23 protein-coding genes are annotated in these 25,201 nt (G+C 63.1%); 8 read left to right on the top strand and 15 right to left on the bottom strand.

Annotation, left to right across the window (positions count from 1 at the left end):
- Positions 1–8: 8 nt before the first annotated feature.
- The 3 genes from AC0L26_RS05185 to AC0L26_RS05175 form a co-directional block, all read right to left on the bottom strand.
- On the bottom strand, positions 9–1,994 hold the full coding sequence (locus tag AC0L26_RS05185) for an oxidoreductase (RefSeq protein WP_473631597.1): 1,986 nt from the start codon (positions 1,992–1,994) through the stop codon (positions 9–11).
- A gap of 184 nt (positions 1,995–2,178) precedes the next feature.
- Positions 2,179–3,828, bottom strand: a complete 1,650-nt coding sequence (locus AC0L26_RS05180) for an ABC transporter substrate-binding protein (protein ID WP_473631596.1) — start codon at positions 3,826–3,828, stop codon at positions 2,179–2,181.
- A gap of 42 nt (positions 3,829–3,870) precedes the next feature.
- Positions 3,871–5,421 (bottom strand): trimethylamine methyltransferase family protein, encoded by a 1,551-nt coding sequence (locus tag AC0L26_RS05175; RefSeq protein ID WP_473631595.1) that lies wholly within the window; start codon positions 5,419–5,421, stop codon positions 3,871–3,873.
- A gap of 92 nt (positions 5,422–5,513) precedes the next feature.
- Between AC0L26_RS05175 and AC0L26_RS05170 the strand changes: the two genes are divergently transcribed.
- On the top strand, positions 5,514–6,422 hold the full coding sequence (locus AC0L26_RS05170; RefSeq protein ID WP_354493858.1) for a LysR substrate-binding domain-containing protein: 909 nt from the start codon (positions 5,514–5,516) through the stop codon (positions 6,420–6,422).
- Between the two features lie 21 nt (positions 6,423–6,443).
- Here AC0L26_RS05170 and AC0L26_RS05165 read toward each other — a convergent pair whose 3' ends face one another.
- A complete protein-coding gene (locus tag AC0L26_RS05165; RefSeq protein WP_473631594.1) occupies positions 6,444–7,433 on the bottom strand; it encodes a zinc-dependent alcohol dehydrogenase family protein in 990 nt (329 codons plus the stop codon).
- Positions 7,434–7,537: 104 nt separating this feature from the next.
- Here AC0L26_RS05165 and AC0L26_RS05160 point away from each other — a divergent pair, with 104 nt between their 5' ends.
- Together AC0L26_RS05160 and mutL are read left to right on the top strand one after the other, a co-directional pair.
- A complete protein-coding gene (locus tag AC0L26_RS05160) occupies positions 7,538–8,440 on the top strand; it encodes a LysR family transcriptional regulator (protein WP_473631593.1) in 903 nt (300 codons plus the stop codon).
- A 75-nt stretch (positions 8,441–8,515) separates the two neighbouring features.
- Positions 8,516–10,390 (top strand): DNA mismatch repair endonuclease MutL, encoded by a 1,875-nt coding sequence (gene mutL / locus AC0L26_RS05155; RefSeq protein WP_473631592.1) that lies wholly within the window; start codon positions 8,516–8,518, stop codon positions 10,388–10,390.
- A gap of 65 nt (positions 10,391–10,455) precedes the next feature.
- On the opposite strand, the gene AC0L26_RS05150 is transcribed toward mutL, so the two are convergent.
- Complete coding sequence (locus AC0L26_RS05150; protein WP_473631591.1) at positions 10,456–11,349, bottom strand: DMT family transporter; 894 nt, start codon at positions 11,347–11,349, stop codon at positions 10,456–10,458.
- Positions 11,350–11,439: 90 nt separating this feature from the next.
- Here AC0L26_RS05150 and AC0L26_RS05145 point away from each other — a divergent pair, with 90 nt between their 5' ends.
- The gene (locus AC0L26_RS05145; RefSeq protein WP_473631590.1) at positions 11,440–12,366 is read left to right on the top strand and encodes a LysR family transcriptional regulator; all 927 of its coding nucleotides are present in this window, start codon (positions 11,440–11,442) and stop codon (positions 12,364–12,366) included.
- Between the two features lie 6 nt (positions 12,367–12,372).
- On the opposite strand, the gene AC0L26_RS05140 is transcribed toward AC0L26_RS05145, so the two are convergent.
- The gene (locus AC0L26_RS05140) at positions 12,373–12,753 is read right to left on the bottom strand and encodes a cupin domain-containing protein (RefSeq protein ID WP_473631589.1); all 381 of its coding nucleotides are present in this window, start codon (positions 12,751–12,753) and stop codon (positions 12,373–12,375) included.
- Positions 12,754–12,951: 198 nt separating this feature from the next.
- Between AC0L26_RS05140 and AC0L26_RS05135 the strand changes: the two genes are divergently transcribed.
- Positions 12,952–13,185, top strand: coding sequence for a DUF2093 domain-containing protein (locus AC0L26_RS05135; protein ID WP_027153867.1), 234 nt, complete (start codon positions 12,952–12,954; stop codon positions 13,183–13,185).
- A gap of 25 nt (positions 13,186–13,210) precedes the next feature.
- On the opposite strand, the gene lpxK is transcribed toward AC0L26_RS05135, so the two are convergent.
- The 6 genes from lpxK to AC0L26_RS05105 form a co-directional block, all read right to left on the bottom strand.
- The gene (gene lpxK / locus AC0L26_RS05130; RefSeq protein ID WP_473631588.1) at positions 13,211–14,239 is read right to left on the bottom strand and encodes a tetraacyldisaccharide 4'-kinase; all 1,029 of its coding nucleotides are present in this window, start codon (positions 14,237–14,239) and stop codon (positions 13,211–13,213) included.
- A 1-nt stretch (position 14,240) separates the two neighbouring features.
- Positions 14,241–15,557 (bottom strand): lipid IV(A) 3-deoxy-D-manno-octulosonic acid transferase, encoded by a 1,317-nt coding sequence (waaA, locus tag AC0L26_RS05125; RefSeq protein ID WP_473631587.1) that lies wholly within the window; start codon positions 15,555–15,557, stop codon positions 14,241–14,243.
- Positions 15,554–16,342, bottom strand: coding sequence for a lysophospholipid acyltransferase family protein (locus AC0L26_RS05120; protein ID WP_473631586.1), 789 nt, complete (start codon positions 16,340–16,342; stop codon positions 15,554–15,556). The genes waaA and AC0L26_RS05120 overlap by 4 nt, the downstream gene beginning before the upstream one ends.
- Positions 16,343–16,347: 5 nt before the next feature.
- Entirely contained in the window at positions 16,348–16,593 is a 246-nt protein-coding gene (locus tag AC0L26_RS05115) for a DUF4170 domain-containing protein (protein WP_095485661.1), read from the bottom strand.
- Positions 16,594–16,669: 76 nt separating this feature from the next.
- Positions 16,670–17,476 (bottom strand): 3'(2'),5'-bisphosphate nucleotidase CysQ, encoded by an 807-nt coding sequence (locus AC0L26_RS05110; protein WP_473631585.1) that lies wholly within the window; start codon positions 17,474–17,476, stop codon positions 16,670–16,672.
- Complete coding sequence (locus AC0L26_RS05105) at positions 17,463–18,806, bottom strand: TldD/PmbA family protein (RefSeq protein WP_473631584.1); 1,344 nt, start codon at positions 18,804–18,806, stop codon at positions 17,463–17,465. The genes AC0L26_RS05110 and AC0L26_RS05105 overlap by 14 nt, the downstream gene beginning before the upstream one ends.
- Before the next feature lie 346 nt (positions 18,807–19,152).
- On the opposite strand from AC0L26_RS05105, the gene AC0L26_RS05100 reads away from it, so the two are divergent.
- From AC0L26_RS05100 to AC0L26_RS05090, 3 genes are read left to right on the top strand one after another with little or no spacing between them, the layout of a single operon-like run.
- Positions 19,153–20,226: a glycosyltransferase family 2 protein gene (locus tag AC0L26_RS05100; protein WP_473632131.1), complete on the top strand. Its 1,074-nt coding sequence runs from the start codon at positions 19,153–19,155 to the stop codon at positions 20,224–20,226.
- A complete protein-coding gene (locus AC0L26_RS05095) occupies positions 20,201–20,893 on the top strand; it encodes a class I SAM-dependent methyltransferase (protein WP_473631583.1) in 693 nt (230 codons plus the stop codon). Before AC0L26_RS05100 ends, AC0L26_RS05095 begins: the two co-directional genes overlap by 26 nt.
- Positions 20,871–21,320 carry a GtrA family protein gene (locus AC0L26_RS05090; RefSeq protein WP_473631582.1) on the top strand — a complete coding sequence of 150 codons (450 nt, stop codon included), beginning with the start codon at positions 20,871–20,873 and terminating at the stop codon, positions 21,318–21,320. The genes AC0L26_RS05095 and AC0L26_RS05090 overlap by 23 nt, the downstream gene beginning before the upstream one ends.
- On the opposite strand, the gene AC0L26_RS05085 is transcribed toward AC0L26_RS05090, so the two are convergent.
- The 3 genes from AC0L26_RS05085 to AC0L26_RS05075 all read right to left on the bottom strand — a co-directional run bounded on the left by AC0L26_RS05085 (position 21,317) and on the right by AC0L26_RS05075 (position 25,184).
- Positions 21,317–21,949, bottom strand: coding sequence for a hypothetical protein (locus AC0L26_RS05085; protein ID WP_473631581.1), 633 nt, complete (start codon positions 21,947–21,949; stop codon positions 21,317–21,319). The genes AC0L26_RS05090 and AC0L26_RS05085 overlap by 4 nt on opposite strands.
- Complete coding sequence (locus tag AC0L26_RS05080; RefSeq protein WP_473631580.1) at positions 21,936–23,090, bottom strand: hypothetical protein; 1,155 nt, start codon at positions 23,088–23,090, stop codon at positions 21,936–21,938. Before AC0L26_RS05080 ends, AC0L26_RS05085 begins: the two co-directional genes overlap by 14 nt.
- Before the next feature lie 102 nt (positions 23,091–23,192).
- On the bottom strand, positions 23,193–25,184 hold the full coding sequence (locus AC0L26_RS05075; RefSeq protein WP_473631579.1) for a glycoside hydrolase family 127 protein: 1,992 nt from the start codon (positions 25,182–25,184) through the stop codon (positions 23,193–23,195).
- Positions 25,185–25,201 lie beyond the last annotated feature (17 nt).

The following is a 25,201-nucleotide window of genomic DNA, read 5'->3' as shown; positions in this document are numbered from 1 at the left end:
GAGCACAATCAATCAAGGCCAAGCGCCACCTTGCGCCCGTCATGAATGGCAAATGCCGCCTGCCTGGAGGCGGTACAATCGCCGATAGAGGTATGCCCGATACCGAGCCTTTCGAGTTCGATGGACAGGCTGTCCTCCGCCATATTGGTAGCGGCGAAGACCAAAGCGTCGGCCCCCACCTCTTGCTCAGTCCCGTCGAGCAGCGAAGCAATTCTGGCCGTCTTGCCATCCCAGCGCACAACGGCGCTCTCGGTGACAAACTTGACCTTCAGCCCGGCGAGCGCTCGACGCAGCGGCGCGTCCACGGCCATTCGCTGAAGTTCTTTGCCAACCAGGGCGTCGGGTGTCACGATTGTCACGGCGTGACCGTCCTCGGCGAGTTTCCAGGCGGTGCCACAGCCTTTCCAGTTGCCGCCGTCGTCCAGGATGATCACACGTTTTCCCGGCCTTGCCTCCCTGGCCATCACAGCTTCGGCAGAGAGAACCGGGCCGCCACCCGGAATGCTGTCCCATTGCGGCAGTGCCCGTTGGAACGCCCCGGCTTGCGGCAAGGAGCCGGTGGCGACAATGACGTGATCCGCACCCTCGCGCTCTACATCCTCAGCCTCGACATACTGACCGTACCGCACGTCCACCTGAAGCTGGCTAAGCTGACGCTGATACCAGTCGATGAGATCCAGGATTTGCGCCCGGCGCGGCTGTAGACCGGCAAGTCGGAATTGCCCCCCGAGGCGGTCCGATGCCTCGGCCAGCGTGACACGATGACCCCGCTCGGCTGCCACACGCGCAGCTTCGAGACCGGCCGGCCCCCCGCCAACGACAAACACATATTTCGGCCGAACGGCCGGGGAGAAGCGGTCGCCTCCCCATTCCCATTCTCGTCCCGCCGACGGATTGATCACGCAGCTGATCCAGTAGTCGCGGCTGCGTCGGCCCCAGCACATCTGGTTGCAGGACAGGCACCCGCGGATGTCCTCGTGCCGTCCGGCGGCAGCCTTTGCGGCAAGGTGCGGATCGGCGATCTGACCGCGGACGATGGAAACGAGGTCGGCGCGGCCTTCACTCAGCACGCTCTCGGCGTTTTCAGGAGTACGAATGTGGCTCTCGGCGGTGATCAGCGCGTGGTTCACGGTCGATTTGAGTACCGCCGCGAGGTCCGCACCGAGCTTTTCCGGATAAAGGAAGGTTGGCATGATCTTGTAGAAATCGAAGTAGGAACCCGATCCACAGGTGACATAATCCATCAAGGCGTCGCGGTCGTGCACGTCGATTATCTCGGCCAACGCTTCTCGCTTCAGCGCCACCTCGACTTCGGGTTCGTCGTTGATCGCCAGACCAATGATGAAGTCCTCGCCGCATTCCCTGCGGATGCGGGTCATCACCTCGCGGCTCATGCGCGTCCGATTTTGAAGGCTGCCGCCCCATTGGTCATCTCGGCGGTTCGACCAAGGCGTCCAGAACTGGTCCAGCATCGAATGGTACGCGGCCCAGACCTCGACGCCGTCGAATCCGGCCTCGCGGCAGCGGCGTGCTGCCTGTACGAAGCCGTCGATCGTCTCTTCGATCTGGCGCTCGGACATTCGATGCGAACCGTCGGAGTCGTGATAACTCGGCAAGCCTGAAGGCGACCAGCCAGCATGGAACGAGTTATCCGCGTCCGCGTGTTGACCGACATGGTAGAGCTGCTGGATGGCGATGGCGCCATTGCTGCGGATCGCCTCGGTTACTTTGCGAAAATGAGGAACGACGCTGTCGTCACAAGGGCGAAAGTTACCGCGCGTCAGCACCGCAGCCTGATGTACAGGCATCGGTTCGACCACGATCATGCCGGCACCGCCCATCGCCCGTTCGGCATAGTAGCCGACATGGCGCTCCGTCGGCAGCCCATCCTCGGCCATGTTCGCGGTATGTGCTCCGAACACGATCCTGTTGCGCAGCGTTTTGCCACGCAACGTTGCTGGCTCGAACAGACGCTTGAAGGCCCGCTCAGACATATGCCCTCTCTCGTTCAACGCGCGACAGTATGGCTAACACAGGTCCGATGCCGATCAGATCGGACTGCTGTGCTCAAGCGTGGTCAACGTCGTGCCTGCACTTCATCGCTATGCTCCGATTGTTGATCGAGCCGCGCCGTCGCCCCATCGAGTGCCAGCGCGGCTTGTTGCCAAGCTTTGGAAATTACGCGTCCAGCCAGACGTTCTGGAGATCCATTTCGAAGGTCTGGTGGACAGCGTAATTCTTCACCTTCTTGTCCATATGGCTGAACAGCTTCTGCCAGAACGGCTGAACGATAACGCCCGAATCCTGCAGGATCTGCTCGACGTCTTTCATGACCTCGCGGCGCTTCTCCACATCGATGAGTGAAAGAGCCTGCTTGAGCTTGGCGTCGAAATCGGGATTCGAATACGCCGATTCATTCCAGGCCTCGCCGGTGCGATAGCCGAGCGCCAGCACCTGAACGCCAAGCGGGCGCATGTACCAGATCGTCATGGAATAGGGATATTTCGTCCAGTCATTCCAGAAGGTCGACCCTGGAAGCACCGTGCGCTTCACCTTGATCCCGGCATCGCGCAACTGGCCGGCAATCGCGTCGCCGGTGTTCTTTTGCCAATCGTCCTCAACGGTGATCAGTTCATGCTCGAAGTCGGCCTGTCCGGCCTCGGTCATCAGCTTCTTGGCGCCCGCCGCGTCGCGCGTCTTTTTCGGCAGCGGGTAGTATTCCGGGTGGATTGGGCTGACATGGTGATTTTCACCTGGGGTGCCTCGTCCTGCGTAGCCAAGTTGGAGCACGGCATTGTTGTCGACGGCCATCTGCAGGGCATTGCGCACCCGTTGGTCGTCATAGGGCTTGTGCGTGATGTTGGTCCGGGCAACGAGCGTCGTCGCGGTCGCGACCTCGGTCTTCTCCAGCCCCATCTTGTCGAGGATGTCGATGAAGTCGGCGGGCGTCTCGAAATTGAGGTCGATCTCGCCGGACTCGAACGCGTTCACCGAGGCGTTGAAGTCGGTGCCGTAGTCGATGAATTCGACGCTATCGAGCGGCGCTTCACCACCCCACCACTTGCCGTTCTCGCGGCGCTTGACGACGGCTTTCTGGCCGACGTCGTAAGAGACGAGCTCGAAGGGGCCAGTGCCGATCGGCTTCTTGATAGGATCCGCACCGTCGGCGTCGAAATTGCGGTGGACCACCAGCGCCGGATAGTCGGTGAAGTTGGGGATCAGCGAGATGTCAGGCTCGTTCAGCTTCAGCTTGACCGTGCTGTCGTCGACCTTGCTGATCGCGCCATCCTTGGCCTTGCCGGTCTTCTCGTCGATCAGCGCACCGACGCGGGCGGCCATGGAATTGCCGGCCGCACCCTTCTCGCACCAGCGCGTCAGGTTGTAAACCACGTCATCGGCGTTGAAAGCATCGCCGTTGTTCCAGGTGATGCCCTTGCGCACATGCAGCACGTATTCGGTGGCGTCGTCGTTGACATCCCAGCTTTCGAGCAGGACCGGCTCGAATGTGAATTCGCGCGTATAGCGGACAAGCGGCTCCAGCCAGCAGCGCGAGATGTTCGCAAGCTCCACCCAGTCGTAAGTGCGCGGATCCTTCTGTGCCTTTACCGACATCGAAACGTGCAGCGTTCCGCCTTTCTTCGGTTCTTCGGCCAAGGCCCGTTCCGGCACCGCGAGACCGATCATGCCGTAGGCCAAAGCCGTCGATGCCCCAAAGGCGCTCGCCAGCGCCAGAAACTCGCGCCGGTCCATGCGACCTGAGCGGGCTTCTTGCGCCATCGCCTTTATAGGGCTCGGGACACGATCACCGTTGCTTCTGAAGAGTGCCATTTTTTTCTCCCTGTGGTTCCCGTTGGGTCTTCGCCCGTTGCATCAACTAACGCTGTCCGGCAGCCGCTCCTCGCGCTGCGCGATGAAGTCTCGCAGGCCATCGGCAATGCCTTCATCGAGCTTCGGCTCCTCGTAATCCGCGAGCATGTTGCGCGCTTTTTCGCGGCCGCGGGTGTCGTGGTCCTTTGCTCCTTCAGCCTTCCACTGTTCGAACGAATTGAAGTCCATGATGCTCGGTATGAAGAAGGCGGACTGGAAATGGTCAAGCGTGTGCTGGGTGCCGAGGAAATGGCCCTGCGGCCCGACCTCGCGGATCGCCGCCATAGCCTCCTTGAAATCGTCGAACGGGAGCCCGCCGGCGTATTTGTACCAGCCGACAAGCTGTTCGCAGTCCGTGGCGAATTTCGAATAGCCGCAGGTCAGGCCGGCCTCGAGCCATCCAGCGGAGTGCCAGATGTAATTGGCGCCGGCAAGGATGGCGGCGTGCATCAGCATGTTCGCCTCGTAGCCCGCCTGCGCGTCGTTCAGCTTCGACCCGACATGGAAGCCCGACGTTCGCCATGGCAGCCGGTATTTCCGCGCCAGTGCTCCCATCAGATACATCATCTGGGCCGCTTCCGGCGTGCCGCCCATGGGCGCGCCGGTCTTCATGTCGACCGTCACCATGAACTGTCCGTAGATCTGCGGCGAACCCGGACGCAGGAGCTGCGTGAATGCGACGCCGGCAAGCGCTTCCGCATTGACCTGCGCGACCGCTCCCACGGCGGAAGCCGAAGTCGAGGCGCCGCACAACGCGAAAGGCGCCAGGATCAGCGGCTGGTTGTGGCGCGCATAGACCTTCATCGCGTCCAGCATGGTGGCATCCCAAACCAGCGGCGAATTGCAGTTGGTGATCGCCACCAGGACCGGGTTGTCGCGGACAAAATCCGCGCCGAAGACGATGCCTGCCATCGCCATCGTATCTTCGGCCCGATCCTTTGATGTCACGATGCCCATGAACGGCTTGTCTGAGTGCTTTAGCGCCGAATGGATGATGTGGAGGTGGCGCTTCGGCACCGCAATTTCCATCGGCTCGCAGATGATCGAGCTCGACGAGTGCAGCGCTGGCGCCATATAGGCGAGCTTGTGGAAATTGTTGAGATCGGCGAGCGTGCCATAGCGTCTGTTGTTGTCGAGGTCGCGCACGTAAGGCGCGCCATACATCGGCACGAAGATGGAGTTGTTTCCGCCCACCTGCACGGTGCGCTCAGGGTTGCGCGCATTAAGCGTGAATTCCGACGGCACCTTCGAGACGAGTTCCATCAGAAGGGCGCGGTCGATTCGCACTCTCGTTTCCGAAACGTCGGCCCCCGCCGCCTTCCACATCGCGATCGCCTCGTCGTCACGAAACTCGCATCCCACCTCTTCGAGGATCGAGAGCGACTCCTCGTGGATCAGCTCCACCGCCTCGTCCGGCACCATCTGATAGACCGGAATTTTGCGGACAAGGGTCGGGAACGACGTGACCGGAGCGCCTCGCAGCGCCTTGCGCCCCAGGCGGCCGCCGCTGCGGCGGTTGGTGTGTTCGGTCACTTCAACGGCCGGTGCGTTCATGGCAACTCCATCCTCCCAGGGTCAGTCAACTTAACGAGACGTAATATCGCTGTGACGCTGGAAAATCCTGATCTCTTGTATAAACTCAGCTTATGCGAAGCCTACGCCATCTGCTGCCGTCGGCCGGCAGCCTGATCGTCTTCGAGGCCGCCGGGCGGCTGTCGAGCTTTACCGCCGCTGGCCGGGAGCTCGGCATGACGCAGGCTGCCGTGTCCTATGCGATCCGCGGCCTTGAAGAGCAGCTCGGCGCCAAGCTCTTTCAGCGCCGCCATCGGCAAGTCAGTCTTACCGAAGCCGGCGACCGCTTTCATGCCGATGTCTCCCTCGGCCTGTCGCACATCCGCAAATCGGCAGAGGATCTGCGCCTGCAGGCGACCGGCGGCCATGTGACGCTTGCCGCTTCGACCGCTTTCGGTTCCTTCTGGATGATGCCGCGCCTGCAGCAGTTCCGCGACGAACTGCCAGGCATTGATCTGCGCATCCAGACCGCCGACCGCGACCTAGACATCATCGCGGAGGGTATCCCGCTCGGCGTGCGCGGCGGCGAGCCCAGGGAATGGGCCGACTATCACTCGCTGCCGCTGGCCGACGAGGAGATATTCCCGGTCGCGGGCGCCAGCTATGTGGCCCGGTTCGGGCTTCCCGATACCGTCAAGGCTCTTGCCGTCCACCGCCTCATTCATCTCGAAGAGCCGTTTCGCGAGGCGGCGAGCTGGGAGGAGTGGTTCGCGTCAGCCGGCACCAGTCTCAGCGAGGCCGATGCCGGGCGCGGCCTGCGCATCAACGACTATGCCCTGGTGATCCAAGCGGTGATGGAGGGGCAAGGCATTGCGCTCGGCTGGCGGCACCTCGCCGAGCGGCTGCTGGCGTCAGGGCTGCTAGTGCGGGCAACGGATCACGTCATGACCACTGGCAAGGCGTTCTATGTCATCTGGCCGAAGAACCGCGAACTCAGCGACAATGCCCGCAAGGTGCGGGACTGGCTGGCCGCGCAGGCATGAGGCTATGCCAATCGTGCCTGGTCAAACCGTCACGACGATCTTGCCGAATTGCTCGTTCGACTCGAGAAAGCGATGCGCCTCGACGATCCGGTCGAAGGGAAAGGTTTTGGCGATCGCTGGCCGCAGCGACCCCGACATCAGGCCGTCGAGGATGAACGCCTTGGCGGCCTCCAGCTTCGCTGGATTGCCCGTGATTTCGTGGACGAGATAGCCGCGCAGCGTCAGTGTCTTGGCCAGCACGGCGAACAGCGGGAACGGCGTCGGCTCGGGGCTCAAGCCGCCATATTCGATGAGAATGCCGCCGCGTGCCATCGCCGCCGTCAAAGGCTCGAATATCGGGCCGCCGACTGCGTCGAGCACCACTTGGATGTTGTCCGGGCCGGCGATTTCCTTCAGCCGGGCTTCCAGATCTTCGCCCGCTGAAGCGATGACGTGAGCTGCGCCGAACTCGAGCAAGGCCTGCTTCTTGGCAGATGTCCGCGTGACCGCGATCGGTGTCGCACCAACGACGTTGGCAATCTGGATCGCTGCAAGTCCGACACTGCTCGATGCCGCGGTAATGACGACAAAATCCTCCCTGCCGAGCTTGGCAATATCGATCAGTGCGCCATAGGCGGTGAGATATTGCATCCAGACGGCAGCCGCCTCTTCCCAGCTGAGCGACGGCGGGTGTTTGACCACAAGCTCGGCGGGATATGTGGCGATCTCGCCATAGGCGGGCCAGCGGGCCATCGATAGTGGCGGCACGACGCTGACGGCGTCACCTGGCGCAAAACCGTCCACGCCTTCGCCGACCGCTTCGACGACACCCGCTGCCTCAAGGCCAAGGCCGGAAGGCAATGGCGGCGTCTGGATATAAGTGCCCGAGCGCAGCAGCGCCTCGGCCCGGTTGAGGCCCAATGCCTTGACCCGGATCCGGATCTCGCCTCGACCTGGCGCGGGAATGTCGAGATTCTCGATGCGCAGAACCTCGGGACCACCATGCTCATGAAAACGAACAACACGTGCCATCCGGCCACCACTCCAAAATGTTTGAACCGAATAGCCTATGCCAGCGGCCATCTGGCAGATAAATAGCTGCTTGGGCAGAACAGTAGAAACTGAGAGTTTCGAATATGGATCGCCTTACGAGCATGGCCGTATTCGTCAAAACCGTTGACCTGGGCTCGTTCGCGGCGGCTGCTGCCGCTCTCGATCTGTCCGGGCCGATGGTGGGCAAGCATGTCCGGTTTCTCGAGGAGCGTCTGGGCGTGCGCCTCATCAACCGGACCACACGCCGTCAGAGCCTTACAGACTTCGGGCGCGCCTATTACGAGCGCTGCCGAATGATAATCGCGGAAGCCGAGGCTGCGGACGCATTGGCAGCAGATCAATTTTCCGAACCACGCGGAAAGCTGCGCGTCATCATGCCGGTGCATTTCGGCCGGCGCTGCGTTGCTCCGATCCTGCTGGAGTTGGCGCAGCAATATCCCGCGCTGGAACTCGACCTGTCGTTCAGCGATCCCCTCGCCGATCTTGCAGAGGATGGCTGCGACCTTGCCATCCGGACCGGCAATCTGGAGGATCAGGCCGGAGTGATGGCGCGTCGCATCGCGCGCCAGCGCATGGTCGTCTGCGCGTCGCCATCCTATCTCGATATGCATGGATGGCCACGGCAGATAGAGGATCTCGGCAGGCACCAGGCCATCATCTACCGCCGTTCGGGCCGTGTCGTTCAACCATGGCTGTTTCCGCGCAACGGCCAGCCCGCGCTGGAAGTCATGCCGGTCAGCCGGCTGCGGCTCGACGACCTCGATGCGATCGCCGATGTCGCGGCCGCCGGCATGGGACTTGCCTGGCTGCCATACTGGCTGGTCCGTGAGCGCATTCAGGCCGGCACACTGGTCGTGCTGCTGCCGGACCAGCCGGGATTTCTTTACGACGCCTATGCGCTATGGCTGCAGACACCCCACTTGCCGCTGAAGGTTCGTCTTGCCGTGGACGCGCTGGCGACAGCACTGCCCAGGCTCATGACGTGAAGAGCGCGGTCGGCCGCCCGGATTGCTTAATTCTACCCCTCCCGCATGGCCCGCGAATCCGCCTATAGTGCTCTTATGCCCATTCGCCAGCTCTCCGAAACGATGATCAACCAGATCGCCGCCGGCGAAGTCATCGAGCGTCCGGCAAGCGTGGTCAAGGAGCTGGTTGAGAACGCACTCGACGCCGGCGCCACCAGAGTCGAGATCGTTACCGCCGGCGGCGGGCTCAACCTGATCCGCGTTACCGACGACGGCTCGGGCATCCCGGAAAAGGAACTGGCGCTGGCGATCGCGCGCCATTGCACATCGAAGCTCGCCGACAACATCCACGACATCCGCTCACTCGGCTTTCGCGGCGAAGCGCTGCCGTCGATCGGCTCGGTGGCGCGGCTATCGATCCGCTCGCGCACGGCCAACGGCGATGGCGCCGCCGAGATCGGCATCGAGGGCGGCCGTGTCTCCTCGGTCAAGCCGGCTGCCGCCAATCGCGGAACCACGGTCGAGGTGCGCGACCTGTTCTTCGCCACGCCGGCGCGGCTCAAATTCATGAAAGGCGAGCGCGCCGAAAGCTCGGCGACCAGCGACGTGATCAAACGCATCGCCATCGCCTTTCCCGCCGTACGCTTCACGCTGGCCGGTTCCGACCGCTCGACACTGGAGCTGCCCGCGACCGACGACAGCCAGGAAGGCCGGCTGCGCCGCGTCGCGCAAGTGATGGGCGCCGACTTTCCGGAGAATGCCATCGCCATCGACGCCGTGCGTGACGGCGTGCATCTTGCCGGCCACGTCTCGATCCCGTCCTTCAGCCGTGCCAACGCTCTGCAGCAATATGCCTATGTCAACGGCAGGCCGGTGCGCGACAAATTGATCGCAGGCGCCATCCGTGGCGCCTTTGCCGACGTGCTGCCGCGCGACCGCCATGCGGTGACTTTGCTGTTCCTGACGCTCGATCCGGCCATCGTTGACGTCAATGTCCATCCGGCCAAGGCCGATGTCCGCTTCCGCGATCCTGGCCTCGTGCGCGGGCTGATCGTCGGCGCCATCCGTGAGGCGCTGGCCAATGCCGGCATCCGGGCTGCCACCACGGGGGCGGCCGGCATGATGGCGGCATTCCGGCCGGGCGCGGCGTCCTATGCGCATGCCGGACCGGCCAATGGCCATCGCAGTTATGAGGCGGCCTACCGGGCCTCCGGCTCCGCCGGTTTCGATCCGGCCCGCTCGCCGCAGCGGCCGCTCGACGTGGGATACCAAGGCACCGGTTTTGCAAATGGCGGCTTCGGCGAAAACGATCAGGCGGCGTTCGACGCCGGACCGCTTCACAGCGCCGACGCGCGTGCCGGGCAGGACGAAGCGGTGGAGACGCTGCTCGGCATGGCGCTGGGCGCCGCACGCGCCCAGGTGCATGAGAACTACATCGTCGCGCAGACCAGGGATTCGCTCGTCATCGTCGACCAGCACGCGGCGCATGAGAGGCTGGTCTACGAGGCACTGAAGAACGCGCTGCATGCGCGCGCCGTGCCGTCGCAGATGCTGCTGCTGCCCGAGATCGTCGATCTGCCGGAAGAGGATGCCGAGCGGCTTGCCATGCACTCCGAAACGCTGGCCCGCTTCGGCCTCGCCGTCGAGCGCTTCGGCCCGGGTGCGGTCGCGGTACGCGAGACGCCGTCGATGCTCGGCGAAACCAATGTCCAGCAGCTGGTGCGCGACCTTGCCGACGAGATCGCCGACAACGACACGGTCGACACACTGAAAGAGCAGCTGGACAGGATAGCCGCGACCATGGCCTGCCACGGCTCGGTGCGTTCCGGCCGCCTGCTGAAGCCCGAAGAGATGAACGCGCTGCTGAGGCAGATGGAGGCAACGCCGGGCTCCGGCACCTGCAACCACGGCCGCCCGACTTATATTGAGCTCAAACTCGCTGATATTGAGAGACTGTTCGGCAGGCGCTAGCTTGGGATAAAAAAAAGCCGCTCTGCGGCGGCCCTTTTGAGTCAAGACCACCCCAAGCGTTTGAATCACCTCTTCAAATTCACCACGATCACGCCGCCAAGCGCCAGCACTCCACCCAGAATGCCGAGCAGTGTCGGTACCTCGCCCAGCCAGAAGAAGCCGATCAGCGTCGCCACCGGCGAAACCAGATAGAGGAAGTTCGAGGCACGCGCCGCCGGCAGCCGGGAAAGTGCTGTTGCCCAGGCGGCGTAGGCGATGAGGCTCGGCACGATGCCGAGAAAGATGACGGCGCCAAGGCCGGCGGCGTCGGCGACCGCTGCTTGCGAGAGTGCGTTCGGCAGGAATGGCGCAAGGCAGAGCGCGCCGAGCACCATGTTGGAAGCGGCGATGGTCAGCGGGTGATGGCGGGCAAACAGCGGCTTCTGGACGATGGTGTTGACGGCCGAGCACAGGGCTGAACCCAGCACCAGCAGCGCGCCGGTGTTGAAATGCAGGCCCTGCCCCTCGCCCATGGCTATAATGCCGATGCCGGCGAAGGAGATGGCGGTGCCGGCCCAGGCCATGCCCGAAAAGCGCTCGCCGAGCAGCGCCATGGCCATGATGGCGGTGAAGATCGGGCTGACATTGATGATGAAGCCGGCAGCACCCGCCGAGACCGTCAGCTCGCCGAAATTGAGCATTGCCGTATAGAGCGCGACGAAGATGGCGCCACCGAAGGCAAACCGCCACAATTCGTCGAGCCGGGGCAGCGCCGGCCGCTTGACGGCAAGGAAGATCGCCGCCGGCACCGCAGCGATGGCAAAGCGCAGAGCGCCGAGTTCCAGCGGATCGAAGGCGGCGAGACCTGCGCGGATGGCCGGGAAAGCGGAGGCCCAGCCGATGACTGTGAGCGCCACCGCGATGGCCGCCGTGGTATCCATGCGCTGTGTCGGATTCAACGTTCCGGTGTAGACGCTCATCTCGCTGTCCTCGCTCTTCGATGCCATGAAGTGAGAAAATGCCATTCTGGGGCGGTTGACAAACGATCAAATCGAGAGCCACCTGTGAGCATGGATCACAGCTCAGAACCGATGCTGCCGCTCGAGACCTTGCGCGCCTTCGACGCCGCAGCGCGAACAGGGAGCTTTTCGGCCGCCGCAGAAAAGCTCAACCTCACCCATGGTGCCGTCAGCCGGCAGATCGCCAAGCTCGAGGACTGGCTCGGGCTGAAAGTGTTCGACCGTGGCGCGCGCGGCGTCTCACTCACCATCGAGGGAACTCGCCTGCATCTGCGCACCACCGAAGCCTTCGCACTGATCGCCAGCAATTCGGACCGTCGGATCGAGCCGCGCGGCACCGCGGTGGTACGGCTGGCCTCGATCCCGTCGGTCAGCGGCTTGTGGCTGATGCCGCGTATGGCCGCGCTTGAGAACAACCCCAGCAAACTGCGCATCGTGCTCGACGTCGACAACCGCCAGGCCGACCTTGCCGACGAGGGCATCGATCTTTCGGTCCGTTGTGGACGCGGCCGTATTCCGGGCCGCGTCTCGGTGCGGCTTTTCGAGGAACATGTTTTCCCCGTCGCCTCGCTGGAGCTCGCTAAGGAAATCGGTCGCGGCGACCCGGCCCGGCTGCTCAAATTCCCGCTGGTCAACGATTCGGACGCCTCGGCCTGGCGCGCCTGGTTTGCCGCGCAGGACATGGACTATCGCCCGCGCCCGCAGGACCGCCGCTTCGAGGACTATAATCTGGTGCTCGATGCGGCAGCCCACGGCCTCGGCATCGCGCTGGCACGGCCGCCGCTGACAGTGGATCAGTTGAAGTCGGGCCGCATTGTCGCAGCCGACGAGCGCAGCGTGCTAAGCCCGATATCCTATTGGCTCGACCGGCCGCTGGGGCGGCCTCGCGCCGCCGCTGCGGAACTTGCGCGGCGCATCGCGGTCCAGGCCGGACTGGCAATGGAGAAAATGGAAGCGTTCCTTGAGATAGAGAGCTAGCTCAGCCTAGCCATCCAGGAGCAGAATGACGGCATCGAACGGAACCGGACTTGGCACTTCGCTCCAATGACCCTTGCCGTTCACATCTTCCATCTGCCAGACCGATCCGGCCTCCACGAGACGAACCTCGCCGTCGCTGGCCGTGACCTTCAATGCCCCTGCCATGCAAAACAGGATCTGGCGATGCGGTGATTGATGCAATTCGCCGATCCATCCGACCGGTATACGGATCGCGACATAGCCCTTGGCCGGCATGATGGGCGAGACCAGGAACGGCAGTGCCGGCGGCGCAAAGGGGGTCTCCTTCAAGGTCAAATCGAATTGACCGAAGCGACTTTCGCCGGCGGCATCTTCGGTCAGATGCAGCACGTTGAATACGACGCCCATAACGTCTCCCTTATCCCATCAATGCGACAGTAATCCGGTAGCTTCAAATGACCAAGCCGTCTGCGCCGAGCACTTCTTTTCGCTTCGCTCCACTCCTCGCGAGCGATATTCGGCTAACAATGGGCCTGTGAATTGCTCCAAGCTTGACCTCGCCGGGATTTATGGCGATGACATCGTCATGAATTTCGGCACCACCCCATGATGAACCGTTTCGAAGGCCCCGGCGGCAAGGAAGCCCGTATCCGCTACCTCGACGGCGACTTCCAGGTGACCAGCCCCGGCGCTTTCGTGCGCTGCGCGGTCACCGGCGAAAGCATCCCGCTCGATGAACTCAAATACTGGAGCGTCGCCAGGCAGGAGCCCTATGTGAGTGCCGCGGCCTCGCTGCGCCGCGAGATCGAGGCACATCCCGAATTGCGCAGCCGCCGTTAGACCAGCTTCCGGATCGGCTCCAAAGTCAGCCTTGCAGCTTGCGCTGCCGCCAGGCATCCAGCGTCTCTTCGATGATGCGTTCGGGCACGTGGTCGGGATCGAACACGGTTTCAATCTCAAGCACATCGAGCCGTCGGAGGAAATCAGCGAGCGCGGCATCGTGGCGTAGCCGGGCGGCGTCCTTGGCGGTGGTGATGAGGGCAAGTCCGGCACCTCGCGCTGTCGTTGCCAGTTCGGCAAGCTCGTCCTCGCCATAGAAATGATGGTCCGGAAACGACCGGGTCAGCACGACTTCACCGCCAGCTTCACGGACCGTGTCGAAGAACTTGTCGGGATGGCCAATGCCGGCAAAGGCCAGAAACCGCTTGCCGGCAAGCCCCGCGGTGCTGCTTGGCCGCGTATACGCCTCGAAGATCGGCCGGCCGGCACGCGCCGCCTGGCGCACGACCGCGTCGGCGGCAAGGCCCTCGCCCATCTTCAGTAGCGCGCTGGTGAAAACCAGCTGGTCGACGATACCAGCCCTGAGCGGCCCGCCAGGAATGACGCGGCCGTTGCCGACGCCATAGCGTGCGTCGACGACGACCAGCGCGTAATCGATATGGATGCGCGCGCTCTGGAAGCCGTCATCCATGATCAGGAAATCACAGCCATGCTTTTCCAGCAGAAGACGCGCGCCGGCGGCCCGGTTCGGCGTCACCGCGACCGGTGCGTGCTCAGCCAAAAGCAGCGGCTCGTCGCCGACATGCTTGGCGGCGTCGTGATGCGGATCGACGACATGAGGCTGTGCGAAGGAGCCGCCATGGCCGCGCGACAGGAAACCGGGATTGAGCTTCATGCGCCTGGCCTGTCCGGCGAGCGCGATCGCCACCGGCGTCTTACCGGTGCCGCCAACGGTGAAGTTGCCGACGCACAGCACCGGCGCCCCAACTTTTTCACGTGCCGCCGAGCGCATGCGGCGGCCGGCAACGAAGGCATAGATCGCGGACAGCGGCGCCAGCGCCAGCGCGCGCCAGTCCGGTTCTTCCCACCAGAAGGGTGGTGCTTCGCTGGCCACCTTAGCGGCCGTTGGCGCCCTTGAGGCGCGACTTGACGACCAACGGCTGGATGTAGGGCTCGAGCGATTTCAGCGTGCACGCCAGCGCGCCGCGCATCTCTTCGACGGTCGCCGCACCGGCTGCCATCATCTCGTGGCGAGCCACCTCGTTGCTCAAAAGGAAATTGACGGCGCCGGCTAGCATGTCGCGGTCGCGCACCAGCTTGGCGCCGCCGCTGTCGAGCAGGCGCTGATAGGTCTCGCGAAAATTCTGAACGTTGCGGCCGGCCAGAACGGCGGTGTCGAGCATGGCCGGCTCCAGCGGGTTCTGGCCACCCTCTGAGGTGAGCGAACGGCCGACGAAGGCGATTTCGGTCAGCCTGAGATAAAGCCCCATCTCGCCGATCGTATCACCGAGCAGAATGTCCGTATCGGCGGTGATCCTGTCGCCCTTGCTGCGCCGAGCGACTTTCAGGCCCATCCCGGAAATCTGCGCGGCAAGCGCTTCGGCGCGATCGGGATGGCGCGGGACGACGATCGTCAAAAGGCCATGGTGCCGCTTGTGCAGCATTGCGTGAACTTCGGCGGCCACCGTCTCTTCCCCTTCATGGGTCGAGATCGCCGCCCAGGTCGGGCGCGCGCCGATCTGACGCTTAAGCGTGTACAACGCTTTTTCATCGGCTGGCGGCGGCGTGGTGTCGACCTTGAGGTTGCCGGATACGGTGACCGGCCGGGCGCCCAGCGACAGAAAGCGCTCGCCGTCGATTTCCGACTGGGCGACGACATGGGCGAGATTTTCGAACAACGCCTCGGCGATGTTGGCGCGCTTTTTCCAGGATTTGAAGGAACGGTCCGACAGCCTTCCATTGACCAGCACTTGCGGCACACGGCGCGCGCCGAGCTCCAGGATGGTCATCGGCCAGATCTCCGATTCGGCGATGATCGCCAGATCCGGCCGCCAATGGTCGAGGAAACGGCTGACCGCCGGCTTGAGGTCGAGCGGCACATATTGGTGGATGATGCGATCGCCGAGCCGCTCTTCGGCAACCTGAGCCGAAGTGACGGTCCCCGTCGTCAGCACAATATTGACGCCGTAGTCGAGAATGCTCTCAACCAGCGGCACGACGGCAATGGTCTCGCCGACGCTCGCCGCATGGATCCAGATCACCGGCCCCTCGGGGCGCTCACGCCCGGCGATGCCATAGCGCTCACGCCGGCGAACTCGGTCCTCCTTGCCCCTGGAGGTGCGCCAGGCAACATAAGGCCCGACCAGCGGATAGGCGGCTGCGCCTGCGAAACGATACGCCGTCAGGAAGGTCCGCGCCCAGCGCCCGCTCATTTCGGGCTATCCACGAGGCGGTAGGCTTCGGCGGTCGCGGCGTTGAGCGCGTCCGTGACCTCTTGGCGCTTGCGTTCCATTTCGGCCTCGTCCGCATTGGCCGGAACGAACACCGGCGTTCCCACGACGATCGAGGAGCGGCCGAACGGCAGATTGATCGTGGTCTTGTCCCAGCTGCGCTCGAGCACCTTGCGGCGGCTGGTAGCGATGGCGGCGGGCAGGATCGGCCGGCCCGAAAGCCGCGCCAGGAGAACAATGCCAAGCCCCGCATCGCGCGGCGTGCCATGCGGAATGTCAGCGATCATGGCGACGTTCTTGCCGGTAGCGAGCGACTTTTTCAGGGCAATCAGCGCCTTGGCGCCCCCCTTGTCGAGATGCTTCGAGCTTTCGCGCCCGCCCGAGCCGCGCACCGCCTCGATACCGAATTTCTCGATCATCAGCGCGTTGAGCTCGGCATCGGCACTGCGCGAAACCATGGCGACCAGCGGCCGCCCCTTTGGATAGTAGGCCGGAGTCAAAAGATGCTGGCCGTGCCACAGCGCAATGATGCCCGGCTCGAACTGCGAATAAGCGCCGCCCGATATCTGAGCCGATCCGTCGACAATACGGTTGGTCAGGCGGATGAGACGAACGAACTGCGCAAACAGGCTGGCGATGGCGTTCTTGACGAATCGCGATTGCGCCAGCGGTTCGCGAATCTTGCGCCAGAATGTCCGCGGGGTGCCGCCAGGATGCCTTCTGACGCCGGACCTCGTCGCCGGTCCTTTCACCGCTTCATGATCCATCGATTTCAATCGGCAGCCTTGGTGTCGGGGTCGAGCAACCGGTGCAGGTGAACGACGAAATACCGCATATGGGCATTGTCCACGCTGGCCTGGGCCTTGGCCTTCCATGCCGTCTGCGCGGATTGATAATCCGGATAGATGCCGACGATATCGAGCGCGTCGAGATCACGGAATTCGGTCCCGCCCAGCGTCTTCAGTTCGCCGCCGAACACCAGGTGCAAAAGCTGCTTCTTTCCGTCTTCCGCGGTCATGTCGGTCCTTCACATATCGTGAGTTTGTGACAGGTCTAGACCAAAGCCGCCGACTTTGGAACCATTGATGATATGTTCAACCGTCCAGCCCGGCGATGATGCCGGAGAGGACGGCAAGCAGTTCGCCGCTGCCGGCAACCAAGGGGCCATGGCTAATCACTTCGCCGGCATAGCGCGGTGCGCGGCCTTTCTGGTCGAGCAATGCGCCGCCTGCCTCGCGCAAAATGAGGTCCGCCGCGGCGATATCCCAATCATGTGCGTTGGGTTTGACGAAGGTTGCATCGAGCACGCCATTAGCGACCATCGCCAGCCGGTAGGCGAGCGAGGGAATATAGGGCACGCGGCTCAGCCGGCCCTGCCATTCCGCCGGCATCAGGCTGATCAACGGCTTCGGCCCGCCAATTTCGACCATGGCTGCCGGGCGGCGCACGGCAATGCGACCGCCATTCAGGAACGCCCCCTCACCGGGCAACGCCCAATAGGTCTCCTCAGTGGCTGGACATTCGAGCACGCCGGCAAGCGTGCGGCCGTCCTCGACCACGGCGACGCTGACGCACCACCAGCGAAGCCCTTCGAGGAAGCCGCGCGTGCCGTCGATCGGATCGACGACGAAGGTGCGGCGGGCAGCAAGCCTTGCGGGATCGTCGGCCGTCTCTTCCGAGAGCCAGCCATAGTCCGGCCGTGCCGCAAGCAAGGTCTGGCGCAGGTAGGCGTCGGCAGCGTGATCGGCCTCGCTCACCGGCGAGGTCCCGCCCTTCATCCACACTTGCGGGTTGTTGCCGAAATAGCGCATGGCAATGATGCCCGCCTCGCGGGCAGCGTCGCGCAGCAGCGGCAGATCCTCGCGGGCTCCGGCGGAGGTGACTTGGTCAAGCTCCGGCAAGGGTCATGCCTTCGATCAGAAGCGTTGGTGCGGCGGTGCCGAAATTGCGATCGAGATCGCTCGCCGGAACCATGTTGAGGAACATGGTCTTCAGGTTCGAGGCGATGGTCACTTCCGCAACCGGATAACCGAGCTCGCCGTTCTCGATCCAGAAGCCGGAAGCGCCGCGGCTGTACTCGCCGGTCACCATGTCGACGCCCTGGCCGAACACTTCGGTGACGTAAAAACCTGACTTGAGCGACTTGATGAGGTCTTCGGGCGTCCGCTCGCCCGGCTCGATGGCGAGGTTGGTCGATGACGGCGAGACGGAGGAGCCGTTGCGCGAGCCGCGCCCGTTTGTGGTCAGTCCCAATTCCCGCGCGGCCGAGGTCGAGAGGAACCAGTGGTTCAAAATGCCTTTTTCGACCATGAGCAGTCTTTCGCCCTCGACGCCTTCACCGTCGAACGGACGCGACGCCTGGCCACGGCGCCGGAGCGGCTCATCGGTGACGGTGATGGCGGCCGCCGCCACCTGCTTGCCCATCATGTCGCGCAGAAAGCTGGTCCTGCGTGCGACGGACGCGCCGTTGATGGCGCTGGCGAGATGGCCGGCGATGCCGCGGGCGACGCGCGGGTCGAACACCACATTGACCGGCCCGGTCGCCGCCTTGCGCGCGCCGATGCGCCGGGCAGCGCGTTCGCCGGCCTTGCGACCGATGTCCTCCGGCGCGTCGAGATCGGAATAATGCTGGCGCGAGGAGAATTCATAATCGCGCTCCATGCCGGTGCCCTCGCCGGCGATGACACTGGCCGAGCGCGAAAAACGCGACGCGACATAGTGGCCGACAAAACCGTGCGAAGTGGCAAGCACCAGCCCGCCAAGACCGGCGCTGGCGCCGCTGCCGGCCGAATTGGTGACGCCCTTGACGGCAAGTGCCGCCGCTTCCGCAGCCAGCGCTGCTTCCTTCAACTGGTCGGCCGAAACTTCCGTCGCGTCGAACAGATCGAGGTCGCGCGGCTTCTTGACCAGCAAAGCCGGATCGGCGAGGCCTTGATAGGGATCTTCGGGCGAAACCTTCGCCATCGCAACAGCGCGCTCGGCCAGCGTCTTCGGATCCGATGCAGCGGTTGCCGAGACGCTCGCCACTCGCTTGCCGACGAAGACGCGCAGCGAGACATCCTCGCTCTCGGACGCTTCGGTCCCCTCGACCTTGCCAAGCCGCACCGACACACCGGTCGAGCGGCCACGCACCGCAACCGCGTCGGCGGCGTCGGCGCCGACCCGCTTGGCAGCCTCAACCAGGGCCGCGACGCGGTCGGTCAATTTCGCTGAGTCCAGCGTATCGGTCATGCACATAGTCCTGTTTTTCCGCCTGACATAAGTGGCGGCCGCTCCGCACCATCTATTGTTCCGATGTGGCTTGTGCAATGGCAGAAGTGGCGAGCAGAATAGATCGGCCAGCGGACATCGGCTTTAGGGGGCATGATCGAAGCGGCTCCTCAAAGGCTGCTTCGCGTCAGGTGCGGACTGGCCGGCGGCCCCTTTGATGCCGTATCTCGATCACGTGTGGACGTTCGATTGCGGTAACGTCGCCCTCGTCCTTTTCCACTCATGATCGACCTCTGACCCAACCATTAAATTAGCAATTTCTTGTGCATCCTTGGAACTTTGTAGCTTGCGTTCCATTTTCAACCGCATGCGAGACTCTGTGATCCAAAGCATCAGGACTGCGGTGAACGTGTCGCCGCCGCGGTACTCGCTGGTCCTTCCCATATACAATGAAGAGCAGGTGCTGCCTAAACTGATCGAGCGGATCAGCTGGCTGATCTGCCGATTGGACGGAGAGGCTGAGGCGATCTTCGTCGATGACGGAAGCCTCGATGGAAGCGTCGAATACCTTCAGAAGGTGGTCGCTGCCGAGCCGCGCTTCCGGCTGATCGAGCTTTCCCGCAATTTCGGCCACCAGGTCGCGATCACGGCCGGCATGGACGCGGCTGCGGGTGATGCGGTCATCGTCATGGATGCCGACCTGCAAGACCCGCCGGAGGTGGTTCTCGATCTGGTGGCGAAGTGGAAGGAGGGTTTCGAGATCGTCTATGCCCGTCGGGTCAAGCGTGAGGGCGAATCCTGGTTCAAGCGTGTTACGGCGAATCTCTTCTACCGTCTGCTGGAGAAGATGACGTCGGTCGACATCCCGCGCGACGTCGGCGATTTCCGCCTGGTCGGCCGCAAGGCGCTGGAAACCTTCAAGCAAATGCCCGAACACGACCGTTTCGTCAGGGGCATGTTTGCCTGGATGGGGTTCAAGCAGACGGCGGTGCCTTTCGAACGCCCCGCGCGGACCCTTGGCCAGACCAAATACCCCTTCTGGAAGATGATGCACCTTGCCGTTCACGGCATCGTCAGCTTCTCCGAGAAGCCGCTGCGAATGGCGCTGTGGGGCGGATTGGCCATCTCCGCGCTTGCGGTACTGTTCGGTGCTTACGCCATCTTCGCCTGGATTTTTGAAACCGGCATCATCGCCGGCTGGACATCCACCGTGGTGATCGTGTCGCTCCTTTGTGGCATCAATCTTTTCATGACCGGCGTAGTCGGGCTTTATGTCGGCGGCATCCACGCCGAGGTGAAACGCCGTCCGCTTTACGTGATCGATCGGGCCACCGGCTTCGACAAGGCGATGCGTATCGCCACCCCTGGTGAGAGCCGTCGTTCGATCCGAAAACCCAGGAACGGAGCCTCGGCTGATGGCCGAACTCTTCGACAGCTATAAATCAAACTATGGCGAGTTGGTCGCGGGATCTGTCCGGTTTTCCGGACTCAAGCACGACTTCTTTCTGGCCGCCAAGGCCGACCTGCTGCGGCGCCTCGTGGTGGAGCGAGGGCTTCGACAGGGCGGTGCTGATGTGCGTGCGCTGGATGTCGGCTGCGGCGTCGGGTCGCTCCACCCTTATCTCGAAGACGTCTTCGAGCGCCTGGATGGCTGCGACGTCTCGGAGGAATCGATCCTGCGCGCCAGGCAGGACAATCTATTTGTGGCCTACAGGGCCTGCACCACGCCGGGCCTGCCTTATGAAGACGGCACGTTCGATCTGGCTTTCGCCAGTTGCGTCGTCCATCACGTTCCCCCAGTCTCCTGGCTCGATTTCTTCCGGGAAATGCGGCGCGTCGTGCGGCCGGGTGGCGTCGCCTGCATCATCGAGCACAATCCCTATAATCCGCTGACGCGTCTTGCGGTGTTGCGGTGTCCATTCGACCAGGACGCGATTCTGCTCAACGCCGCCAAGGCAAGGTCCCTGTTTAAGGAGTCGGGTTTTCGGGACATCCGATCCGAGCACTTCCTGCTGCTGCCCTCGGCCAGGTCTTTCGCCAGAGGCGTCGAGCGCGTGCTCGCGCGCCTACCACTCGGAGCCCAGTATGCGTGCAGCGCGCATGTCTGAGGGCCGTTCGACGGCCAGCGCCGGGCTGAAGCTGCTGGCACGCTTCGGATTGGTCGGCATCGCTGCGACGATCCTTTACGCTGTCTTGGCTACCGTTTTGGTCAAATCGGAATGGATCGGCGTCACGCCGGTCCAGGCGTCGCTTGCGGCTTACGCCGTGGCCGCCGTGTTTTCGTATCTTGCCCACAAATCAGTGACCTTCATGTCGAGCGGCTCGCATCGATCGGAAGCTGCGCGTTTTGTCCTGCTGACGGCGACAGGCTTCGCCATGGCTTACGCCGCGCCGGCGCTATTGACGATGAAACTCGGCCTGTCGCCCATCATTGGCATTCTGGTTACATGCTTGCTCATTCCGGCGATCAATCTTCTCATGCTCGACCGATGGGTTTTTGCGCAGGGAAGACCCGGCCGGCAAGGCGACCGCTAATCCGTCTCGACGGCATCCAGCCGGAACGACACCAGTTTGATGGCGCGGTTGTATATGTTGCTGGCGGCCGGAGTTTGCGGAATGCCGTCGAGATAATCGAAGGCGATGTCGAGTGCCTTGCTCTCGCCGAGAGCCGCCGGTGGGATGACGAACGAGACCATTCGTGCTTCCTTGCCAGACAGCGTCACCGCATGCGCCCGAACGCCGTTCACCGAGATCACAACCCTCTGCGTGATCTGTGGCGGACGAATGACGGCGGCCATTTGCAGCGTGGCAGCCAAGCCGTGACCGAGCGGCGGTATCCCCACGCGAAGCCGCGAGGTCTCTCCCAGCGAATGGGTGCCGTCGCCTGCCGGCCCCGACCAGCCGCAGACCTTCATGCTGGCTGCCTGTTTGGCGCCGTCGCTGCGGAACGACACCGTCTGGCCAAGTACGTAGCCGCCGATCGCGTCGCGGTTGAGGCAGGTCGTCGTCCGATCGATGTAATAGGCGCGATAGTCGGCGTTGACGTTCGGATTGAGTGCAAGCGCAAGGATGACGATCTCGGACCCGGCCAGAACCGCCGCGAGCGCGTAGCCGCTGAGCCAGGCGACGCGCCGATACGGGGCCGGAATGTCAGACCAGGGCAAGGTAGCCTCCGATCCATGCCACAGTCATGAAATAACAGGCACCCAGGAAGATGACCAAAGCCGCCAGATAAGTCAGCCTCGACGCCGATAGCAGGACGGCGAGCAACATTGTCAGAGGTGCAAGCCCGATGACGTATCTGACCATGGAAGCCAGATTGGTGATCAGTGGCAGGATAATGCAGAGCGCGCAGAACAGTGCAGCGCCATATTGCCTGCGAGCCGCCAGAACGGCCGACAGCGCCAGTCCAGTGATCGCGGTGAGCGCACTCCATTGCGGCGCGGTGGGCAGCCATCCTGTGGCCGGAACGGCGGAGAGCCCGTCCCATAGAAAGACGAGCGGATTGCCCGCCACCCGTCCGAACGCGCGCTGGACATGCAAGAATGCAAAGCCGTCCCCGATCGTAAGGTAAAGAAACAGGATGTAGGCGAACAAGCCGGCGGGCGAGATGAGGATAGCGACCAGCAGATCCGGCCGGCCAAGCAGCCAGCGTGGAAAAGACAGCGCCGATCCGCCCTGCTCGCGGTGCTCCCTGAACATTTGAATGACGGTCGCAAATACGACGAGCACCCCGACCAGCCTCGTCGCCGACAGGAGCGCGGATGAAACGCCCGCGGCGAGATAGCTGGAGCGTTTGAGCGCCAGAAAAACGCATGAGGTCAGGAGCACGAAAAGAGGTTCGGTCAGGAACGTCGTGAAGTGAAAGGAGAACGGGCCGCTCAGCAGAAAGGCGCAATACAGCACATAGGCGCGGATGTTCTTCTCCAGCAGCGGCCATGCCACCAGACAGGCGGCGTAGCTGCAAACGATGGAGGTGATGGTGGCGACCAGTATCGTCTGAAAAGGGAAAACGACCCGGATCGCCGCCACCAGCATCGGATAGAGTGGAAAGAAGCCCCAGCGACCGACATTGCTTTGGTTTGGAATGGGAAAGCGTTCGTAACCTTGTTCGCTGATGTCAATGTACCAGGCGCAATCCCACCGGCAGAGCGCACGGGCATAAGCCGCGAAACCTGTTTCCTCCGATACCGAAGCAAATGCCGCATAGCGTATGGCTAAGCCGCTGACGACGAACAGGAGCGGAACCGCCGCCACGGCCATCGCTATAGAGCGACCGCCGGCGTTCGAACGCGCGACATCCAACTGTGCCTCCACCCATTCGAGCGGCTGTCGCCACTCTCCCTTCTAAATTAGCGCAGTGGCGGCAAATTCAAGACGCTGCCGTTTGCCGGCTCAAGATCCGGATCAGGAGTCCCTCAGCCAGACCAGCATCTCGCCGGGATCGCGGTTGTCCCAGGCGAAATAGGGAACGGCGGTGACTTTCGCCTCCTCCACCGCCGGCGGTTCGGTGCGATAAAGTCCGCCTTCCCAGTTTTCGAAGGCCTCCTTGCTGGCGACGGCTGAAAGCGTGACGATGCCACCCAGAAGGTTCGGCTCCTCACGCGCCTCGATCTTTGCCGAACGTGGCAGAGCTATGCGATGCAACTGGCCGGCATTGTCGGTCTCCTCGACGCAATAGATCAACGGGCCGCGCGCGAGCGCGACGCGGCCGATATCCTGGCGCACCTCCGGGTTGGCGTAGAGGCGGTCGACCGCCATTTCGAGGTCGAGTTCGACCTGATCGCCCTTGCGCCATTCGCGGCGGATTGCGGCATAGCCGTCGCTGGTTATGTCATCCAGATCGACCGCCTCTCCGTTCACCTTGAGCGCCGCCTTGCGGCACCAAGCCGGCAGGCGCAGGTGCAGAGTGAATTCGGTCGGCGCCTCGGGCTCGACGCTGATCGAGACCGCGCCGTCCCATGGATAGTTGCTGGTCTGGATGAGTTCTACCGGCCGGCCTGCGATATCGAAACGAGCCGTTCCGTTTCCATAGAGGTGGACGGCCAGCGCGTCATCCGACAGGCTGTAGAAATAGCTGCCGATCGAGGCGACCATGCGGCCGATATTGGGCGGGCAGCAGGGGCAGCGATGCCATTTCCAGCGGTTGTGCTTGCCGCGGCTTTCCAGCGGATTTTCATAGAAGAACAGCGAGCCGTCCAGCGACAGGCCCGAGATCGAGCCGTTGTAGAGCGCCCGCTCCATCATGTCGGCATAGCGCGCGTTAGGCCCCATGCCGAGCATGCGGCTGGCCCAGAACACCAGGCCGACCGAAGCGCAGGTCTCGGCGTAGGCGGTTTCGTTGGGCAGGTCGTAGTCTGATGTAAAACCCTCATTGTGCGACGACGGTCCGAGTCCGCCGGTGATGTAGAGGTTCTTGGTCATGAGATCGTCCCACAGCCGGTCGAGCGCCACCCGCAGCGTGTCGTCGCCATATTCGGTGGCGATATCGGCCATGCCCGAATAGAGGTACATCGCCCTGACCGCATGGCCGACCACCTTGTCCTGTTCGCGCACCGGCTTGTGCGACTGGCTGTATTCGTAGGTCTTGAAATGATAGGCCTTCGGGTCTTCACCGCGGGCACGCGCCTCCTCGTCGAAATAATGCGGCTCAAGCCCGCGCTGGTCGATGAAGTATTTTGCCAGGTCCATGTACTTCTGCTCGCCGGTGGCCCGCGCGAGCTTGACCAGCGCCAGCTCGATCTCTTCGTGGCCGCAATAGCCCTTTTTCTTGCCGGGCTCGGGACCGAAGGTCTCGGCGATATGATCGGCATAGCGGCACATGATGTCGAGCAGCTTGCGTTTTCCCGTGGCCTGGTAGTAGGCGACCGCGCCTTCGATCAGATGACCGGCGCAATAGAGTTCATGGCAATCGCGCAGATTGGTCCACCGCTTGCCGGGCTGGATGCGCTGATACCAGCTGGAGAGGTAGCCGTCTGGCTGCTGCAGCTTGCCGTACATGTCGATGACGGCGTCGATCTTCTTCTCCAGCTCGTCATTGCGGCGGCGGTAAAGCGAATAGGCCGCGGTCTCGATGGTCTTGCCCCAATCTGAGTCCCAGAACATCTGGGTCGTCACCGTCGAGCCGGTGAACTCGTTGCCGGCGGCGGCGGCCTCGTCCGGCGAAGGTGAGTGGAACGGAATGACGACGCCGGGCGATGGCCGGTCCGGGTCGATCTGCTCCAGCATGCGCGCCTCGACGCAGCGGTCATAGAGGATGTCGGCGGTCCTGGTGGCGACGGCGTCGACGCGGTCGCCCCAGAACCCTCTGATATCGACCTGCGGCACCGGCAGCGGACGGAAGGCGAGCTTTGGCTTGCGCGGATTGGCGGCCGGTTTGGCGGATTGCGATGCGGTCATCAATTTACTCCGGTTCG

The organism is Mesorhizobium sp. WSM4823, from assembly GCF_055811195.1.
The sequence above is the reverse complement of the archived record's forward strand: the minus strand, read 5'-3'. Positions and strand labels throughout refer to the sequence as shown.

Bases quoted from the DNA above. Each gene is read 5' to 3' on its own strand.
- mutL (WP_473631592.1), top strand. From the start codon at position 8,516: ATGCCCATTCGCCAGCTCTCCGAAACGATGATCAACCAGATCGCCGCC.
- AC0L26_RS05145 (WP_473631590.1), top strand. From the start codon at position 11,440: ATGGATCACAGCTCAGAACCGATGCTGCCGCTCGAGACCTTGCGCGCC.
- AC0L26_RS05075 (WP_473631579.1), bottom strand. From the start codon at position 25,184: ATGACCGCATCGCAATCCGCCAAACCGGCCGCCAATCCGCGCAAGCCA.
- AC0L26_RS05140 (WP_473631589.1), bottom strand. From the start codon at position 12,753: ATGGGCGTCGTATTCAACGTGCTGCATCTGACCGAAGATGCCGCCGGC.
- AC0L26_RS05105 (WP_473631584.1), bottom strand. From the start codon at position 18,806: ATGACCGATACGCTGGACTCAGCGAAATTGACCGACCGCGTCGCGGCC.
- AC0L26_RS05135 (WP_027153867.1), top strand. From the start codon at position 12,952: ATGATGAACCGTTTCGAAGGCCCCGGCGGCAAGGAAGCCCGTATCCGC.
- AC0L26_RS05165 (WP_473631594.1), bottom strand. From the start codon at position 7,433: ATGGCACGTGTTGTTCGTTTTCATGAGCATGGTGGTCCCGAGGTTCTG.
- AC0L26_RS05100 (WP_473632131.1), top strand. From the start codon at position 19,153: ATGCGAGACTCTGTGATCCAAAGCATCAGGACTGCGGTGAACGTGTCG.
- AC0L26_RS05170 (WP_354493858.1), top strand. From the start codon at position 5,514: ATGCGAAGCCTACGCCATCTGCTGCCGTCGGCCGGCAGCCTGATCGTC.
- AC0L26_RS05150 (WP_473631591.1), bottom strand. From the start codon at position 11,349: ATGAGCGTCTACACCGGAACGTTGAATCCGACACAGCGCATGGATACC.
- AC0L26_RS05095 (WP_473631583.1), top strand. From the start codon at position 20,201: ATGGCCGAACTCTTCGACAGCTATAAATCAAACTATGGCGAGTTGGTC.
- AC0L26_RS05185 (WP_473631597.1), bottom strand. From the start codon at position 1,994: ATGTCTGAGCGGGCCTTCAAGCGTCTGTTCGAGCCAGCAACGTTGCGT.
- AC0L26_RS05160 (WP_473631593.1), top strand. From the start codon at position 7,538: ATGGATCGCCTTACGAGCATGGCCGTATTCGTCAAAACCGTTGACCTG.
- AC0L26_RS05175 (WP_473631595.1), bottom strand. From the start codon at position 5,421: ATGAACGCACCGGCCGTTGAAGTGACCGAACACACCAACCGCCGCAGC.
- AC0L26_RS05120 (WP_473631586.1), bottom strand. From the start codon at position 16,342: ATGGATCATGAAGCGGTGAAAGGACCGGCGACGAGGTCCGGCGTCAGA.
- AC0L26_RS05115 (WP_095485661.1), bottom strand. From the start codon at position 16,593: ATGACCGCGGAAGACGGAAAGAAGCAGCTTTTGCACCTGGTGTTCGGC.
- AC0L26_RS05180 (WP_473631596.1), bottom strand. From the start codon at position 3,828: ATGGCACTCTTCAGAAGCAACGGTGATCGTGTCCCGAGCCCTATAAAG.
- waaA (WP_473631587.1), bottom strand. From the start codon at position 15,557: ATGAGCGGGCGCTGGGCGCGGACCTTCCTGACGGCGTATCGTTTCGCA.
- AC0L26_RS05090 (WP_473631582.1), top strand. From the start codon at position 20,871: ATGCGTGCAGCGCGCATGTCTGAGGGCCGTTCGACGGCCAGCGCCGGG.